Consider the following 16,366-nt stretch of genomic DNA (forward strand, 5'->3'; position numbering starts at 1 on the left):
ATTCAAAACCCCCCGCGAGAGCCTGATCTGACGATGGACGCCTCATTGCCCGCCCATATGCGCCCGGAACGTTCGTTCCAGGGCTTCATCCTCGCGCTCCAGCGGTTCTGGGCCGAGCAGGGCTGCGTGATCCTGCAGCCCTACGACATGGAGATGGGCGCAGGCACCTTCCATCCGGCGACGACACTCCGCGCGCTCGGGCCTAAGCCCTGGAATGCGGCCTATGTGCAGCCCTCGCGCCGGCCCAAGGACGGCCGCTACGGCGAGAATCCGAACCGGATGCAGCACTACTACCAGTTCCAGGTGATCATGAAGCCGTCGCCGCCGAACCTTCAGGAGCTGTACCTGAAGTCGCTTGCCGCGATCGGCATCGATTCCGCCGTGCACGACATCCGCTTCGTCGAGGACGACTGGGAGAGCCCGACGCTGGGCGCCTGGGGCCTCGGCTGGGAGTGCTGGTGCGACGGCATGGAAGTCAGCCAGTTCACTTACTTCCAGCAGGTTGCCGGCTTCGAATGCGCCCCCGTCGCGGGCGAGCTCACCTATGGGCTCGAGCGCCTTGCGATGTATGTGCAGGGCGTCGACCGCGTCTATGACCTCAACTTCAACGGCCGCGAGGGCGACGCCAAGGTCACCTATGGCGACGTGTTCCTGCAAGCCGAGCAGGAATATTCGCGGCACAATTTTGAATACGCCGACACCGCGATGCTGTTCGAGCAGTTCAAGATGGCGGAAGCGGCCTGCCGAAAGTATCTCGACGCCGGCTGGCGCGAAGGCGGCAACAAGAAGCAGCACCTGATGGCGCTGCCGGCCTATGACCAGTGCATCAAAGCCAGTCACGTCTTCAATCTCTTGGACGCGCGCGGCGTGATCTCGGTGACGGAGCGGCAGAGCTACATCTTGCGTGTGCGCGAATTGGCAAAAGCCTGCGGCGAGGCCTGGATCCATACTGAAGCGGGCGGAGCGGCCTGATGCCCGAACTTTTGCTTGAACTCTTCTCGGAAGAAATCCCCGCGCGCATGCAGGCCAAGGCGGCCGACGATCTGCGCCGCATGGTCACCGACAAGCTCGTCGCCGAAGGCCTGGTCTATGAGGGCGCGAAAGCCTTCGCGACGCCGCGCCGCCTCGCGCTCACCGTGCATGGCATCCCCGCGCGCCAGCCTGATCTGAAGACCGAGCGCCGCGGACCGAAGGTCGGCGCGCCCGATGCGGCGGTGCAGGGCTTTCTGAAAGCGACAGGTCTGAAGTCGCTGGATGAGGCCAAGATCCAGCGCGACCCCAAGGGCGACTTCTACATCGGCTTGATCGAGAAGCCCGGTCGCGACGCGATCGACGTGCTCGCGGAAATCCTGCCCGTTATCATCCGCACCTTCCCCTGGCCGAAATCGATGCGCTGGGGTGCGCGCTCGGGCAAGCCGGGCTCGCTGAGTTGGGTGCGTCCGCTGCACGCGATCACCGCGACGTTCGGGCTCGAGACGGAAGAGCCCGATATCGTGAAGTTCGAGGTCGACGGCATCGGGGCCGGCCAGACGACTTATGGCCATCGCTTCATGGCGCCGGACGCGATCTCCGTGCGCCGCTTCGAGGACTATGAAGCCAAGCTGAAGGCGGCAAAGGTCATCCTCGATCCGCAGGCGCGCAAGGACATCATCTTCGAAGACGCCAAGGAGCTGACCTTCGCGCAAGGCTTTGAGCTGGTCGAGGATCAGGTGCTGCTCGACGAGGTCTCGGGCCTCGTCGAATGGCCGGTCGTCATGATGGGATCGTTCGAGCAGGAATATCTCGCGATCCCCGACGAAGTGATCCGTGCAACCATCCGCAACAACCAGAAGTGCTTTGTCGTCAAGGATCCCAAGACCGGCAAGCTGACCAACAAATTCGTCCTCACCGCCAATATCGAGGCGACCGACGGCGGCAAGGTCATCGTATCAGGCAACGAGCGCGTGATCCGTCCGCGCCTGTCGGATGCGAAGTTCTTCTATGAGACTGATCTGAAGACGAAGCTCGAGGATCGGCTGCCGAAGTTCGAGCAGATCGTTTTCCACGAGAAGCTTGGAACGCAGGGCGCGCGCATCAAACGCATCGAGCGTCTTGCCGCCGAGATCGCGCCGCTGGTCGGCGCCGATGTCGCCAAGGCGACGCGTGGTGCGCATCTCGCCAAGGCGGACTTGCTGACTGAAGTCGTCGGCGAATTCCCCGAGGTGCAGGGCCTGATGGGCAAGTACTACGCGCTGGCGCAAGGCGAGGACGCCTCCGTCGCTGCTGCCTGCGAGGAACACTACAAGCCGCAAGGCCCCGCCGATCGCGTGCCGACCGATCCGGTTAGCGTTGCGGTGGCGCTCGCCGACAAGATCGATACGCTCGTCGGCTTCTGGGCCATCGACGAGAAGCCGACGGGATCGAAGGATCCGTATGCACTGCGTCGCGCAGCGCTGGGCGTGATCCGGCTGATCGCCGAGAATGCGCTGCGTTTGTCGCTGATGCAGGTGGCGGCGTCCGCGCTCGCCGGCTTGTCGGTGCAGCCCGCGGATGCGCAGAAGCTCCCGAGCGACCTGCTCGCCTTCTTCGCCGACCGGCTAAAAGTCCAGCTCCGCGAGCAGGGCGCGCGTCACGATCTCGTCGATGCCGTGTTCGCGCTCGGCGGCCAGGACGATCTCCTGATGATCGTCCGCCGCGTCGAGGCGCTCGGAAAATTCCTCGACAGCGACGACGGCAAGAACCTGCTCGCCGGCACCAAGCGCGCCAGCAACATCCTCTCGATCGAGGAGAAGAAGGACAAGCGCAGCTTCGACGGCGCGCCCGATGCTGCGCTCTACAGCCTCGCCGAGGAGAAGGCGCTGGCGAAGGCGATCGGCGAGGTGAAGGCGGAAGCAAGCGCCGCCGTCGCCAAGGAGGACTTCGCCGCCGCGATGAGCGCGATGGCAAAGCTGCGTCCGCCGGTCGACGCATTCTTCGACAAGGTGCGCGTCAACGACGACGATGCGAAGGTGCGCGAGAACCGGCTGAAGCTGCTCAACGAGATCCGCAGCGCCACGCGTGCGGTGGCGGATTTCTCGAAGATCCAGGATTGAGGCGCGGTCGCGCGGCAAACACCACTGTCATTCCGGGGCGCGCCATTTGGCGCGAGCCCGGAATCCATTTCTCTACGTCACGCGCGGCTCGATGGATTCCGGGCTCGCGCTCCGCGCGTCCCGGAATGACGGGCGCAAAAAAGCCCCGCCCGGCGGGGGGAGGACCGGGCAGGGCCTGATGTCCGATTTAACACTGCTTCGCGCCAGCCTGATTGAAGTGACGCGCCGGACATCGAGTTGAGTTCATGTCGGGCTGAACTAGTCCATCACCTCGACGATGCGACGCGAGCGCGGCTCAACCAGCACGGTCTCGCCGTTCACGACGGTGTAGCGATAGGTGGTGGCGCCGAAACGTTGCGGCACGTCATAATAGGTGATGCCGGTCTCCGGTAAGGTGGCTCCGACCACCACGCGATCCGGAATACGGAAGGCCGGCACACGTTGTTCAACGACATAGTCGCGGAAGGCCGGTCGCTGTTCGACCGCGATGGTCGGGCCAGAATCGACCACGACAGGCGCGCGTCCGACCGTGACCCCGCTTTGCGCCTGCGCCGCCAAGGGCGAGCCGATCGCGGCCGCAAGCGCTGCAAGAGCAAGAATCCTGTTCCGCATGGAAAACTCCTTCGTCGTGATTCTTCGGGACGCGCCAGTGGCGCGACCGGTTGCCAATGCATGCCTCTTGGCAATGTTCCGGGAAAAGCCCTGCCGCATCGGCGGCAATTTCGGGCAGTTTTCGTGAGTGGCGGGAACCGGCCCGCCGCTTGCGCGTCTCTACTCGCGGAACCAGGGCCGCTATGATCCGCCCGCGATTCGCCTCACCTCATGGAAAGATAGTTCATGCACATCACCGTCGCCCACATTTCGCCGATCCTGTCGTTGATTGCGGGCGTGCTCATCCTGATCATGCCGCGGCTGCTCAACCTGATCGTCGCGATCTTTCTCATCATCAATGGCGCGATCGGGCTTGGGCTCCTGAAGTGGCTTCACCTCTAGGGGTTCACTTTCCGGAACAGTCCGACTTGCGCGGGCCCGCCCAAAATGGTGTAAGGCCCGCGATTTCCCGTCCCTCTCGCAGGTTGTGTGCAAGCTATGGCCAAAGCCGCCTCGAAGCCTAATAAATCTTCAGCGAAATCAAAGTCTTCCGCCGCCGCGAAAGCCGCGCCGCCGGCCCGCAAGGCGCTGGCCAAGAGCGCCCCGAAGCCGGTTGCCAAAGCGACTGCAAAAGCGGCCACCAAGCCAGCAGCCAAGCCGGCTGCAAAGCCCGCCGCGAAAGCTGCAAAGGCTGTGACCAAGCCGGTTGCGCCGAAGAAGGCTGCCCCGGCCAAGGCCGCGCCAGCGGCGCCCAAGGCCGGCAAATGGGTGTTCACATTCGGTGACGGCAAGGCCGAGGGCCGCTCGGAAATGCGCGACCTGCTCGGCGGCAAGGGTGCCAACCTCGCCGAGATGGCCAATCTCGGCCTGCCGGTGCCTCCCGGCTTCACCATCCCGACCTCGGTCTGCACCTATTTCTACGAGCACGGCAAGTCGTATCCGAAGGAGCTGAAGCCGCAGGTCGAGAAGGCGCTGGACTATGTCGGCAAGTTGACCGGCAAGGTGTTCGGCGACACCAAGAACCCGCTGCTCGTCTCCGTGCGCTCCGGCGCGCGCGCTTCGATGCCGGGCATGATGGACACCGTGCTCAATCTCGGCCTCAACGACGAGACTGTCGAAGCGCTGGCCGAGCTCTCGGGCGACCGCCGCTTCGCCTATGACAGCTATCGCCGTTTCATCACCATGTATTCCGACGTGGTGCTCGGCTTCGAGCATCATCACTTCGAGGAAATCCTCGACACCTTCAAGGACAGCCAGGGCTATTCGCTCGACACCGACCTGTCGGCCGAGGACTGGGTCGAGCTGGTCGGCAAGTACAAGGACGCCGTCGCCCGCGAGACCGGCAAGGAGTTTCCGCAGGATCCGCACGATCAGCTCTGGGGCGCGATCGGTGCGGTGTTCTCATCCTGGATGAACGCGCGCGCGGTGACCTACCGCAAACTGCACGACATTCCGGAATCCTGGGGCACCGCGGTCAACGTGCAGGCCATGGTGTTCGGCAACATGGGCGAGACCTCGGCGACCGGCGTTGCCTTCACCCGCAACCCCTCGACCGGCGAGAGCAAGCTCTACGGCGAGTTCCTGATCAACGCGCAAGGCGAGGACGTGGTGGCGGGCATCCGCACGCCGCAGGACATCACCGAGGAAGCGCGGAAGGAATCGGGCTCCGACAAGGCGTCGATGGAAGCAGCAATGCCGGAGGCCTTCAAGGAGCTGACGCGGATCTACACGCTGCTCGAGAAGCACTACCGTGACATGCAGGACATGGAGTTCACGGTCGAGCAGGGCAAGCTGTGGATGCTCCAGACCCGCGGCGGCAAGCGCACCGCGAAGGCGGCGCTGCGCATCGCGGTCGAGCTCGCCAATGAGGGCCTGATCTCGAAGAAGGAAGCGGTGACGCGGATCGATCCGGCTTCGCTCGACCAGCTCCTGCATCCGACCATCGATCCCAACGCCAAGCGCGACGTGATCGCGACCGGCCTGCCGGCTTCGCCCGGTGCGGCCTCCGGCGAGATCGTGTTCTCCTCGGACGAAGCGGCCAAGCTCCAGGGCGATGGACGCAAGGTGATTCTGGTCCGCATCGAGACCAGCCCGGAAGACATCCACGGCATGCACGCCGCCGAAGGCATCCTGACCACGCGCGGCGGCATGACTTCGCACGCGGCGGTGGTCGCGCGCGGCATGGGCAAGCCCTGCGTCTCCGGCTGCGGCACCATCCGCGTCGATTACGGCCGCGGCACCATGAGCATCGGTTCGCGCACCTTCAAGACCGGCGACGTCATCACCATCGACGGCTCGCTCGGCCAGGTGCTGGCCGGCCGCATGCCGATGATCGAGCCGGAGCTGTCCGGCGAGTTCGGCACGCTGATGAACTGGGCCGACCAGGTCCGCAAGATCGGCGTGCGCGTCAATGCCGACACGCCTGAGGACGCGCGCACCGCGATCAAGTTCGGCGCCGAAGGCATCGGCCTCTGCCGCACCGAGCACATGTTCTTCGAGGAAACCCGCATCCGCACCGTGCGCGAGATGATCCTCGCCGAGGACGAGCAGGCGCGCCGCGCGGCGCTGGCAAAGCTGCTGCCGATGCAGCGCGCCGACTTCGTCGAGCTGTTCGAGATCATGAAGGGCCTGCCCGTCACGATCCGTCTGCTCGACCCGCCGCTGCACGAGTTCCTGCCGCACACCCATGCCGAGGTCGAGGAAGTGGCGCGCGCCATGAACACCGACCCGCGGCGCCTCGCGGACCGCGCGCGTGAGCTGTCGGAGTTCAATCCGATGCTCGGCTTCCGCGGCTGCCGCATCGCGATCGCGTATCCTGAAATCGCCGAGATGCAGGCGCGCGCGATCTTCGAGGCGGCGGTCGAGGCGCAGAAGCGCACCGGCAAGGCCATCGGCCTCGAGGTGATGGTGCCGCTGATCGCGACCAAGGCCGAGCTCGATCTGGTCAAGGCGCGGATCGATGCCACCGCGCAGTCGGTGATGCGCGATGCCAACACCAAGCTCGCCTATCAGGTCGGTACCATGATCGAGCTGCCGCGCGCCTGCTTGCTCGCGGCCGAGATCGCGCAGTCGGCCGAGTTCTTCTCGTTCGGCACCAACGACCTCACGCAGACCACCTACGGCATCAGCCGCGACGACGCGGCGAGCTTCCTCGGTCCCTACGTGGCGAAGGGCATCCTCTCGGTCGATCCCTTCATCGCGCTCGACCAGGAAGGTGTCGGCGAGCTCGTCAAGATCGGCGTCGCACGTGGCCGCAAGACGCGCGCCTCGCTCAAGGTCGGCATCTGCGGCGAGCACGGCGGCGATCCCGCCTCCGTCGCCTTCTGCCACAATATCGGCCTCGACTACGTCTCGTGCTCGCCCTACCGCGTGCCGATCGCGCGGCTTGCCGCGGCGCAGGCCGCGCTCGGCAAGGCGATTGCGAGCCAGGCGTAAGCAAGAATTGAAATGTTGAATGCGAAGAGGCGGGGCCAGACCCCGCCTCTTTTCATTTTTGCACACTGCTCTCTCCACGCCGTCATTGTGAGCGCAGCGAAGCAATCCAGAATCTCTCCGTGGAGGGGTTTCTGGATTGCTTCGTCGCAAGGGCTCCTCGCAATGACGGCGTGGCGAGAGCGTGCGCTCGCAAATAACGATGGAGGGAACTCAACACGCGTCCCGTAATGAGACGCGCGTGCAAGAGTTCCTTCACCATACGCGTTGACCAGATGTTTACCGCTTCAGATGAGGCGGTATTTACCACGCACGCAATCGCTCCGTGAAAACACCTGTGTTCGCTTGAGTGTGCCGCGCGCGCAACGCCGATTAACGCCCCGGCAACCTAAATTAGATACTTACGAAAAAGATCGAATTGCACGGATGTACTGAGTTCGATCGGAACGGGCGTAAGCGTTGCGTGAGCGTATCGATGTCAGTGTTGCGTAACCATCCGAAGGGCGCGCGGTTCGCGTCCTTCGGCATCGGTCTCTGCATCTTCGCATTGATGCCGAGAGAGACCGGCTATCAGGACATTGCTTCTCTGCTGGCGCGCCAACCCGGCGTCGCCGAGCGTTGGCAGAAGCAGGTGTTTTCCGCGGCGTCCTCGATCCAGCTCGCCACCTACAGCTTTTCCCGCCCCATTGGCACGTCGACGCCGCAGAGCGCGATGGTTCGGCTCGCGAGTCTCGACGGTCGCGACGTCACCGGCGCGATCAGCCGCAATCCGGCGCTGCAGGCGCCGCCGCGCTACCAGGCCGCCGATTTTCCCAAGGTCGATCGCTCGCTGAAGGGCGATCGGCTCGCAACCGTCGCGCCCACGCAGGCGCCTGAGACGACGGCACCGGACGCCGCACCCGCGCAGGAAGATCCCGCGACCTCGAACAGCTCCGTGTTCGGCGCGAAGACCGCCACCTTGCCGCAAGCGATGTCGCAAGCAATGTCGCCGGAGTCCGCAGCCGCGCTCGATCCCGAACTCGCCGAAGCGCTGCGCGCGCCGCCGCTGCCGCAATATGCCAATCCGCCAAAGGCCAGCGACCTTGCCCGATCGTTCGCGGTGCAGCCGCTGGAGGCACTGAAGAAGGCGACGCTACCGGCGGCACCGCCGCGCGATCCCTTCAGCGTCAAGACCGCGAACCTGTTCTTCGGCAGCTCCTCGCTCGGCGGCAATCTCGAGAGCATCGAGAGCTGGCAGCCCGGCGCCGAGCCGCTGATCGTGATGCCCGATCCCGACATGAAGGTGACCGCATCGCTGACGCCGCCGACCGAAGAGATCGCCAGGGATATCGAAAGCGGCGAGAGCGTCGCGCCGAAGGGCGAGGTCAACGTCGACAACCAGCGCGCCAGATCACCGGCGGAGCGGCTCGCGCTCGACGACAAGTCGCGCGCGAAATCGGAAAAATGTCTCGCGGAAGCGATCTACTTCGAGTCTCGCGGCGAAGCCGTGCGCGGCCAGATGGCGGTCGCGCAGGTGGTGATGAACCGCGTGTTCTCCGGCAAATATCCTGATACCGTGTGCGGCGTGGTCTACCAGAACAAATATCGCCACTTCGCCTGCCAGTTCACCTTCGCCTGCGACAACAATCCCGACGTGATCCGCGAGCCCGAGATGTGGGAACGCGCCAAGAAGATCTCGAAGGCGATGCTCGACGGCCAGATCTGGCTGCCCGAGGTCGGCAAGTCCACGCATTACCACGCCTACTGGGTGCGCCCGTCCTGGGTCGCCGAGATGAAGAAGATGTACAAGACCGGCGTGCACACCTTCTACCGCCCGCGCGCCTGGGGCGACGGCAGCGAGGAACCGAGCTGGGGCACGCCGGCGCAGACCGCCGCGCTCTCGGCCGAGCTCGCGCAGGAAGCCAAGAGCTCCGCCGAGATGGGCGTGAGCGAGCGAAGGTAGTCTTTCCACACCGTCATGGCCGGGCTTGTCCCGGCCATCCACGTCTGGCTATGGGGAACGAAGAACGTGGATGCCCGGGACAAGCCCGGGCATGACGATCTACGCCTCGATATCCAGCGCGCAGTCGAAATTCGGTGCCGAATGCGTCAGCGCGCCGGCTGAGGCGTAGTCGACGCCGGTCGCCGCGATCGCGGCGATCGAGTCCGGTGTGACGCCGCCGGACGCTTCCAGCTTGAGGCGCCCCTCCGTCATCCGCACCGCCTCGCGCAAGGTCGCAAGATCCATGTTGTCGAGCAGCACGGCGTCGGCGAGACTTGTGTCGAGCACCTCGCGCAGCTGCGCCAGCGTATCCACCTCGATCTCGATCTTGACGAGATGGCCGGCGTAAGGCCGGGCGCGCTCCAGCACCGGGCGGATGCCGCCCGCGACCGCGATGTGGTTGTCCTTGATCAGGATCGCATCATCGAGCCCGAAACGGTGGTTGAAGCCGCCGCCGCAGCGCACCGCGTATTTTTCCAACGCCCGCAATCCCGGCGTGGTCTTGCGCGTGCAGCAGATCCGCATCTTCGTGCCCTCGGTGCGCGCGACGTAGTCGGCCGTGAGCGTCGCGACGCCCGACAGCCGGCCGACAAAATTCAGCGCGGTCCGCTCTGCGGTGAGAATGGCGCGCGCCGGGCCGGAGATCATCAGCACGTGCTGCCCCCGAGCGACGCGCGCGGCATCGCGCACATGGGCGCGCACCTCGATGTCGGACGAGAGCTTTTGTAGCGTCGCCAGCGCCAGCGGCAATCCGGCAATCACGCCGGACTGGCGCGCGACCAGAATGGCCTGCGCTTTCGTTGCTTCGGGAATTGTCGCGAGCGAGGTGATGTCGCCGGCGCGGCCGAGGTCTTCCGCCAGTGCGCGCTGCACGGCCTCGTCGATGGCGAGGGGCGAAAGGAAGGCGTCGGGATAGAGCAGGGAGGTCGGGGTCATATCGAGTGTCCTTCAGGCAATCATGGGTTGGACGGTGCGCGGCAGCGGACGCTCGCTCAGGCTGTCCGCGATTTCGCGTGCAGCGGCGAGCGTGGTCATTGTCCGCTGCGCCAGCGCGGGAACATCCGCCGGATGGTCGGAGCGGAAATGCGCGCCGCGGCTCTCGCGGCGGGTCCACGCCGAGGCTGCGACGAGCAGGGCCGTCGTTGCCATGTTGCGGACGGTGATGCTCGTCGCCTCGCGTTCCAGCGCGGCGAAGCTGCGTACGGCTTCGGTAAGACCGTCACCATCGCGGATCACGCCGACATTCGCACTCATCATCGCCCGCAACCGCGCCACGCTGGCTGCATCCGGCGCGCCGACGCGCTGTGTCACCAGCGCATCCGGAAGCCGGGCCGGCGAGGGGATCGCGCGGCCGGCGATGTCGTCGGCGATGCGCGCGGCATAGACCACGGCTTCCAGCAGCGAGTTCGAGGCGAGGCGGTTGGCGCCATGCGCGCCGGTGGACGACACCTCGCCGCCGGCCCAGAGCCCGTCGATCGAGCTGCGGCCGCGTGCATCGACCGCGATGCCGCCCATGTGGTAATGCACCGCCGGCGCGATCGGGATGGCCTGCGTCGCGGGATCGATGCCGGCGGCGATGCAGCTTGCATGCACGGTCGGAAATTTGTCGGCGAAGCGTGCGCCCAGCGCCTGACGTGCATCGAGGAAGGCGCCGCGCCCGGCGGCGATCTCCGCGAACACGCCGCGGGCGACGATGTCGCGCGGCGCGAGCTCGGCGAGCGGATGGTGGGCCAGCATGAAGCGCTTGCCATCGCCATTGATCAACGTCGCGCCTTCGCCGCGTAGAGCTTCGGTCGCGAGCGGCGCAGGATCGCGTCCGACCATGATGGCGGTCGGGTGGAACTGCACGAATTCGGGGTCGGCGATGACCGCGCCGGCGCGTGCAGCGATCGCGACGCCCGAGCCGTTCGCTTCAACCGGATTGGTGGTGACGGCATAGAGATGGCCAATGCCGCCGGTGGCGAGCACCACCGCGCGTGAGGCGAGCAGGACCGGTCGCGCCGCCGAATCGCCGGCCTTGCGCAATTGAAGTCCGGTGACCGCGCCGTCTTCCGTCAACAGCGCCTCGGCGACAAAACCTTCGATCAGCCGGATCGAGGGTGTGCGGCGCACGGCCTCGCTCAAGGCCGCGATGATCGCCGCGCCCGCGCCGTCGCCGCGCACATGCACGATGCGCCGCGCGGAATGCGCAGCTTCCCGCCCGACGGCGAGTCGGCCTTCAAGGTCGCGATCGAACGGCACGCCATAGGCGAGCAGATCGTGGATCCGCGGTGCCGCCTCACGCGCGATGCCGAGTGCGACGGCTTCGTCGACGATGCCGCCGCCAACGGCAATGGTGTCAGCGGCATGCGCTTCCGGCGTATCACCCTCGGCCACCGCCGCGGCGATGCCGCCTTGCGCCCATGCGGAGGATGCGCCTTGGCCAAGCGGCGCGGCCGAGATCAATGTCACCGGCCGCGGCGCGAGCTTGAGTGCGCAGAACAATCCGGCAAGGCCGCCGCCGACGATGATGATGTCGTCGGTGGTGCGGGTGAGGTTGTGGATGTTGTTTGTCATGGTTCTATCCTTTCACTCCACCGTCGTCCCCGCGAAAGCGGGGACCCATAACCCCAGGGAGTAGTTGCGGAGAGAGCTCGTCACCACGAGTCTTCGCCAAACCACTCCTTGTGGTTATGGGTCCCGGATCTGCGCTCCGCTTCGCTGCGCTTGTCCGGGACGACAGCTGTGTTGTTGCTGCTTCTCGCCTTCAATTCTTCAGATTGATCATCCGCTCGACCGAACGCCGTGCTCGCGCTGCGAGCGCGGGATCGATCGTGACCTCCTCGCGCAGGGTCAGCAGGCTCTCCAGGATGTTGGCGAGGGTGATGCGCTTCATGTGCGGGCAGAGATTGCAGGGGCGCAGCATCTCCACATCGGGCAGCTCGGCGCGGACATTGTCGGCCATCGAGCATTCCGTGATCATCACCAGCCGTCGCGGCCGCTTGTTGCGCACCCAGTTGATCATGTGCGCGGTCGAGCCGGTGAAGTCGGCTTCCGCCAGCACGTCCGGCGGACATTCTGGATGCGCGATGATTTGCACCGACGGATCGGCGTTGCGAAACGCGCGCAGCTCTTCGCCCGTAAAGCGCTCATGCACCTCGCAGGCGCCCTTCCAGGCGATGATCTTCACGTCGGTCTTGGAGGCCACGTAGGTGGCGAGATAGCGGTCGGGCAGGAAGATCACGGTCGGTGCGTTCAGGCTCTCCACCACCTGCACCGCGTTGGACGAGGTGCAGCAGATGTCGACCTCGGCCTTCACCTCCGCCGAGGTGTTGACGTAGGCGACGACGGGTACGCCGGGGAATTTTTCGCGCAGCAGCCGCACGTCGGCGCCAGTGATGCTGGCCGCGAGCGAGCAGCCGGCGCGCGAGTCCGGGATCAGCACCGTCTTGTCCGGATTGAGCAGCTTCGACGTCTCCGCCATGAAGTGCACGCCGCATTGGACGATGATGCCGGCTTTCACCTTGGTCGCTTCGACCGCGAGCTGGAGCGAGTCGCCGCCGATGTCGGCGACGCAGTGGAAGATCTCCGGCGCCTGGTAGTTGTGCGCGAGGATTACCGCGCCGCGGGCTGCCTTTAGCTCATGGATGGCCTTGATGGTGGGCGCCATCAGCGGCCACTCGATCGGCGGGATCACGTGCTTCACGCGCTCATAGAGCGGAGCCGTGGCGCGCTCGACCTCATCGGTCCATTCCAGCGAGGGCATCGGCAGCGCAGCTTCCGTGCGCGCCGGCGCAGCGCGAGGAGCGATGGTGGTGCGGCCCTGAGGCGGGCCTGCAAGATCGTCGGGGCCGTAAATTCCAGTGATCGGCATCAAAGCCTCCCGTCTATGCTAATTATGCTCTATATGAGTATATATGGAGCCTGAGAAATCCGGCCGAGAGGGCCGGGGCGCTTCGCCACAGCTACATATACTCAATTTGAGTAAATCGAAGATAACACGCCCTGCAGTCGGCCGCTAGGGCCAGCCGCACACATTCCCGTCAAGTCGGCCTTATCGCGTCAGGCGAGTCTGCGACGAAACGCAATGCTCTCGCGGCAGCCCTTCGTGGAATGCAGTCTTTTTTGACTTGGGACTTTCATGCATTTGCATTAAACGCTCTGTTGCGGCTGCCTATTCCGGATCCGCCAACGACACATGAGGAAGTGCATGTCGACACAAGTGGGCGAGCTCGGTCCGGCCTCCCGTTCCTCCTGGCGCACGCCGGCGATCATCATTCTCTGCGGCTGCGCCATCGGCATGCTCGGCTTCGGCCCGCGCTCGGCGCTCGGCTTCTTCGTGCAGCCGATGAGCCACGAATTCGCCTGGGGCCGCGACGTGTTCGGCCTCGCCATCGCCGTGCAGAATCTGTTGTGGGGATTGGGCCAGCCCTTCGCCGGTGCGGTCGCCGATCGGTTCGGCCTGTTCCGGGTGATGTGCGTCGGCGCGCTGCTCTATGCCGGCGGCCTCTTGCTGATGCGTTATTCCTCGACGCCGCTGTCGCTCAACATCGGCGCCGGCGTCATGATCGGCTTTGGTCTTGCCGGCTGCTCGTTCAATCTGGTGCTCTCGGCGTTCACGAAGCTGCTGCCGGCGGAGAAGCGCGGCCTTGCGCTCGGCGCCGGGACCGCGGCGGGCTCGTTCGGCCAGTTCCTGTTCGCACCGATCGGCGTCGCGCTGATCGACAATTTCGGCTGGCAGCAGGCGCTCACCGTGTTCGGCTTCCTGATGCTGTTGATCGTTCCGCTGTCGCTGGCGCTCTCGACGCCGCCGGTCACGAGCACGGCGAACGCGACGCCTGCGGATGAGCAGACCTTTACCAAGGCACTCGCTGAAGCGTTCGGCCATCGCTCCTATGTGCTGCTGGTGCTCGGCTTCTTCACCTGCGGCTTCCAGCTCGCCTTCATCACCGTGCATCTGCCGGCGTTCCTGGTTGATCGCGGCATCTCGACTCAAACCGGCGGCTGGGTGATCGCGGCGATCGGCCTCTTCAACATCATGGGATCGCTCAGCGTCGGCTATCTCCAGAACTCGCTGCCCAAGCGCTACATCCTCTCGACCATCTATTTCACCCGCGCGCTTGCGACGCTCGCCTTCATCTCGTTCCCGATCACGCCGTTCTCGGCGATCGCGTTCGGCGCAATCTCCGGCCTGACCTGGCTGTCGACGGTGCCGCCGACCTCTGCGCTGGTCGCACTGATGTTCGGCACGCGCTGGCTCGCGACGCTGTATGGCTTTGCCTTCGTCAGCCATCAGGTCGGCGGCTTCCTCGGCGTCTGGCTTGGCGGCATCGTGTTCGAGAAGTTCGGTTCCTACACGCCGATCTGGTGGCTCTCGATCCTGTTCGGCGTGCTCTCGGCGCTGATCAATCTTCCGATCGTGGAGAAACCGGTTCAGCGGGCGGTTGCGCAGCCTGCCTGATCGGCTAAACATCCCCGTCAAACAAGTCAGGGAGTTCAGCCGTGGCCACATTCAAGGCGATCCGGATCGACAAGGCGGACAAGGGCACCACCGCGCAGCTCACGCAGTTCGACGACGCCGAGCTGATGGATGGCGATGTCACCGTCCGCGTGGAATGGTCGACGCTGAACTACAAGGACGGTCTCGCGCTCACCGGCAAGGCGCCGGTGGTGCGCCGTTTCCCGATGATCGCCGGCATCGACTTCGCAGGCACGGTCGAAGCCTCCTCGCATCCGCAATGGAAGGCGGGCGACAAGGTGGTCTGCACCGGCTGGGGCATGGGCGAGACGCATCTCGGCGCCTATGCCGAGAAAGCGCGGGTGAAGGGCGACTGGCTGGTCGCGTTGCCGCAAGGGCTCTCGGCGCGCGATGCCATGGCGATCGGCACCGCGGGCTTCACCGCGATGCTCTCGGTGCTGGCGCTGGAGAAGCACGGCATCTCGCCCAAGAGCGGCCCCGTGGTGGTGACGGGCGCCGCCGGCGGCGTCGGCTCGGTCGCAACCGCCGTGCTGTCGAAGCTCGGCTATCACGTCATCGCCTCGACCGGCCGCGCCTCCGAGGCTGACTATCTGAAAGAGATCGGCGCCACTGAGGTCATCGACCGCAACGAATTGTCGGCGGCGGCCAAGCCACTTGCCAAGGAGCGCTGGGCGGGCGGCGTTGACAGCGTCGGCTCGACCACGCTCGCGAATCTCCTGTCGATGACAAAATACGGTGGGGCGATCGCGGCCTGTGGATTGGCGGCCGGTATGGACCTGCCGTCTTCCGTCGCACCCTTCATTTTGCGCGGAGTGTGCCTTCTCGGCATCGATTCCGTGATGTGCCCGATTGAGCCGCGGAAGGCTGCCTGGCTGCGTCTGGCATCCGACCTGGATCGGACGAAACTATCTGAAATCACTCAGGAAATTTCGCTCGACCAAGTTCCGGAATGGGGCGCGAAAATCCTCGCCGGTCAGGTCCGCGGTCGCGTCGTGGTAAAAATTGTCTAACGGCGTTCAGACTTTACCAACCAAGCTGCTTCAATGTTGCCTTGGTTAGTATGGTAAGCAGCGGGTAAAGAGATAAGGCATCGCCCGCTGCGGGGGTCGGTTCGGAGTAGAGCATGCTTGCGCGTATTGTGTTGGGGGCTGTCACGGCGGCAGCGACGTTTGCGCCCGCCATTGCTGGAAGCATGAATGCCGACGAGGCGCGCCGCTTCGTCGCCGGCAAGGTGTTCGCTTTCACCTGTTTCGACGGCACCCGCGGCGCGGGCCGCATCCTCGATGACCTTGGCGCTGCCGGCGCGGTGCAGTTCTCGGGCTCGGGCCCGGTGCGCCATCTCCGCCTGCCCGGCAACACACTCCAGATCCGCGGCCAGAACGTCTGCGCCTCGATCAAGGGCATTCCGTTCGAGCCTTGTTTCAACCTGGAAAAAACCGACGAGCGCAGCTTCCGCGGCTCGGTGTCGGGAATGGGCTTCGCCTATTGCGACTTCCATCACCAGGGCGGCAACCAGATGCTGATGGCGCGTGCCACGGCGCGTCCGCGCTCGCTGCGTTCGTCCGAGCGCACCGGCTCGGTCGGCGCCTCCAACACAGAGGTCGCCGCGCGCGTCGAGACGCCGCGTGTCGAGAGCGGTCGGCTCGAGCCGGTGAAGGCCGAGCCCGCCAGGAACGACGCCCCGCTGGAGCTGCGCCGCTCGACCCAGTGAGCCGGCCGCGGCGTCCCCGCGTACTTTCTCGTCGAAGAGCCCATCGAGCACGAAGCCGCTGCGCCGTAATCATACGGACGGCGGTTTTCATGCGTTGGTAGCTAGTCGCGCCCCAATTTGCG

General features: G+C 65.2%; 12 protein-coding genes. 8 read left to right on the forward strand and 4 right to left on the reverse strand.

Annotation, left to right across the window (positions count from 1 at the left end; genetic code table 11):
- Positions 1–33: 33 nt before the first annotated feature.
- Positions 34–972 (forward strand): glycine--tRNA ligase subunit alpha, encoded by a 939-nt coding sequence (locus WN72_RS12430; protein ID WP_027558179.1) that lies wholly within the window; start codon positions 34–36, stop codon positions 970–972.
- The gene (gene glyS, locus WN72_RS12435) at positions 972–3,071 is read left to right on the forward strand and encodes a glycine--tRNA ligase subunit beta (RefSeq protein WP_092217902.1); all 2,100 of its coding nucleotides are present in this window, start codon (positions 972–974) and stop codon (positions 3,069–3,071) included. The genes WN72_RS12430 and glyS overlap by 1 nt, the downstream gene beginning before the upstream one ends.
- A 258-nt stretch (positions 3,072–3,329) precedes the next feature.
- Here the strand turns inward: glyS and WN72_RS12440 are convergent, their stop codons facing one another.
- Positions 3,330–3,683, reverse strand: coding sequence for a DUF1236 domain-containing protein (locus WN72_RS12440; protein ID WP_027558181.1), 354 nt, complete (start codon positions 3,681–3,683; stop codon positions 3,330–3,332).
- 225 nt (positions 3,684–3,908) lie between these two features.
- Between WN72_RS12440 and WN72_RS12445 the strand changes: the two genes are divergently transcribed.
- The 3 genes from WN72_RS12445 (at position 3,909) to WN72_RS12455 (ending at position 9,036) form a co-directional block, all read left to right on the forward strand.
- The gene (locus WN72_RS12445; protein WP_074077234.1) at positions 3,909–4,064 is read left to right on the forward strand and encodes a DUF3096 domain-containing protein; all 156 of its coding nucleotides are present in this window, start codon (positions 3,909–3,911) and stop codon (positions 4,062–4,064) included.
- Positions 4,065–4,160: 96 nt separating this feature from the next.
- The gene (gene ppdK, locus WN72_RS12450) at positions 4,161–7,097 is read left to right on the forward strand and encodes a pyruvate, phosphate dikinase (RefSeq protein ID WP_167381010.1); all 2,937 of its coding nucleotides are present in this window, start codon (positions 4,161–4,163) and stop codon (positions 7,095–7,097) included.
- Between the two features lie 472 nt (positions 7,098–7,569).
- Entirely contained in the window at positions 7,570–9,036 is a 1,467-nt protein-coding gene (locus WN72_RS12455) for a cell wall hydrolase (protein ID WP_167381011.1), read from the forward strand.
- A 99-nt stretch (positions 9,037–9,135) separates the two neighbouring features.
- Here WN72_RS12455 and nadC read toward each other — a convergent pair whose 3' ends face one another.
- The 3 genes from nadC to nadA form a co-directional block, all read right to left on the reverse strand.
- Positions 9,136–10,011 carry a carboxylating nicotinate-nucleotide diphosphorylase gene (nadC, locus tag WN72_RS12460; RefSeq protein ID WP_092217905.1) on the reverse strand — a complete coding sequence of 292 codons (876 nt, stop codon included), beginning with the start codon at positions 10,009–10,011 and terminating at the stop codon, positions 9,136–9,138.
- Positions 10,012–10,023: 12 nt separating this feature from the next.
- Positions 10,024–11,631 carry an L-aspartate oxidase gene (locus WN72_RS12465; protein WP_027558185.1) on the reverse strand — a complete coding sequence of 536 codons (1,608 nt, stop codon included), beginning with the start codon at positions 11,629–11,631 and terminating at the stop codon, positions 10,024–10,026.
- A gap of 190 nt (positions 11,632–11,821) precedes the next feature.
- Positions 11,822–12,928, reverse strand: coding sequence for a quinolinate synthase NadA (gene nadA, locus WN72_RS12470; RefSeq protein WP_092217906.1), 1,107 nt, complete (start codon positions 12,926–12,928; stop codon positions 11,822–11,824).
- A gap of 336 nt (positions 12,929–13,264) precedes the next feature.
- On the opposite strand from nadA, the gene WN72_RS12475 reads away from it, so the two are divergent.
- The 3 genes from WN72_RS12475 to WN72_RS12485 all read left to right on the forward strand — a co-directional run bounded on the left by WN72_RS12475 (position 13,265) and on the right by WN72_RS12485 (position 16,244).
- Positions 13,265–14,515, forward strand: coding sequence for an MFS transporter (locus tag WN72_RS12475; RefSeq protein ID WP_092217907.1), 1,251 nt, complete (start codon positions 13,265–13,267; stop codon positions 14,513–14,515).
- Positions 14,516–14,556: 41 nt separating this feature from the next.
- Complete coding sequence (acuI, locus tag WN72_RS12480; protein WP_092217908.1) at positions 14,557–15,543, forward strand: acrylyl-CoA reductase (NADPH); 987 nt, start codon at positions 14,557–14,559, stop codon at positions 15,541–15,543.
- Between the two features lie 113 nt (positions 15,544–15,656).
- Positions 15,657–16,244, forward strand: a complete 588-nt coding sequence (locus tag WN72_RS12485; RefSeq protein WP_027558189.1) for a hypothetical protein — start codon at positions 15,657–15,659, stop codon at positions 16,242–16,244.
- The last annotated feature ends 122 nt before the right edge of the window (positions 16,245–16,366 follow it).

The organism is Bradyrhizobium arachidis, assembly GCF_015291705.1.
Taxonomy (GTDB): Bacteria; Pseudomonadota; Alphaproteobacteria; order Rhizobiales; family Xanthobacteraceae; genus Bradyrhizobium; species Bradyrhizobium arachidis.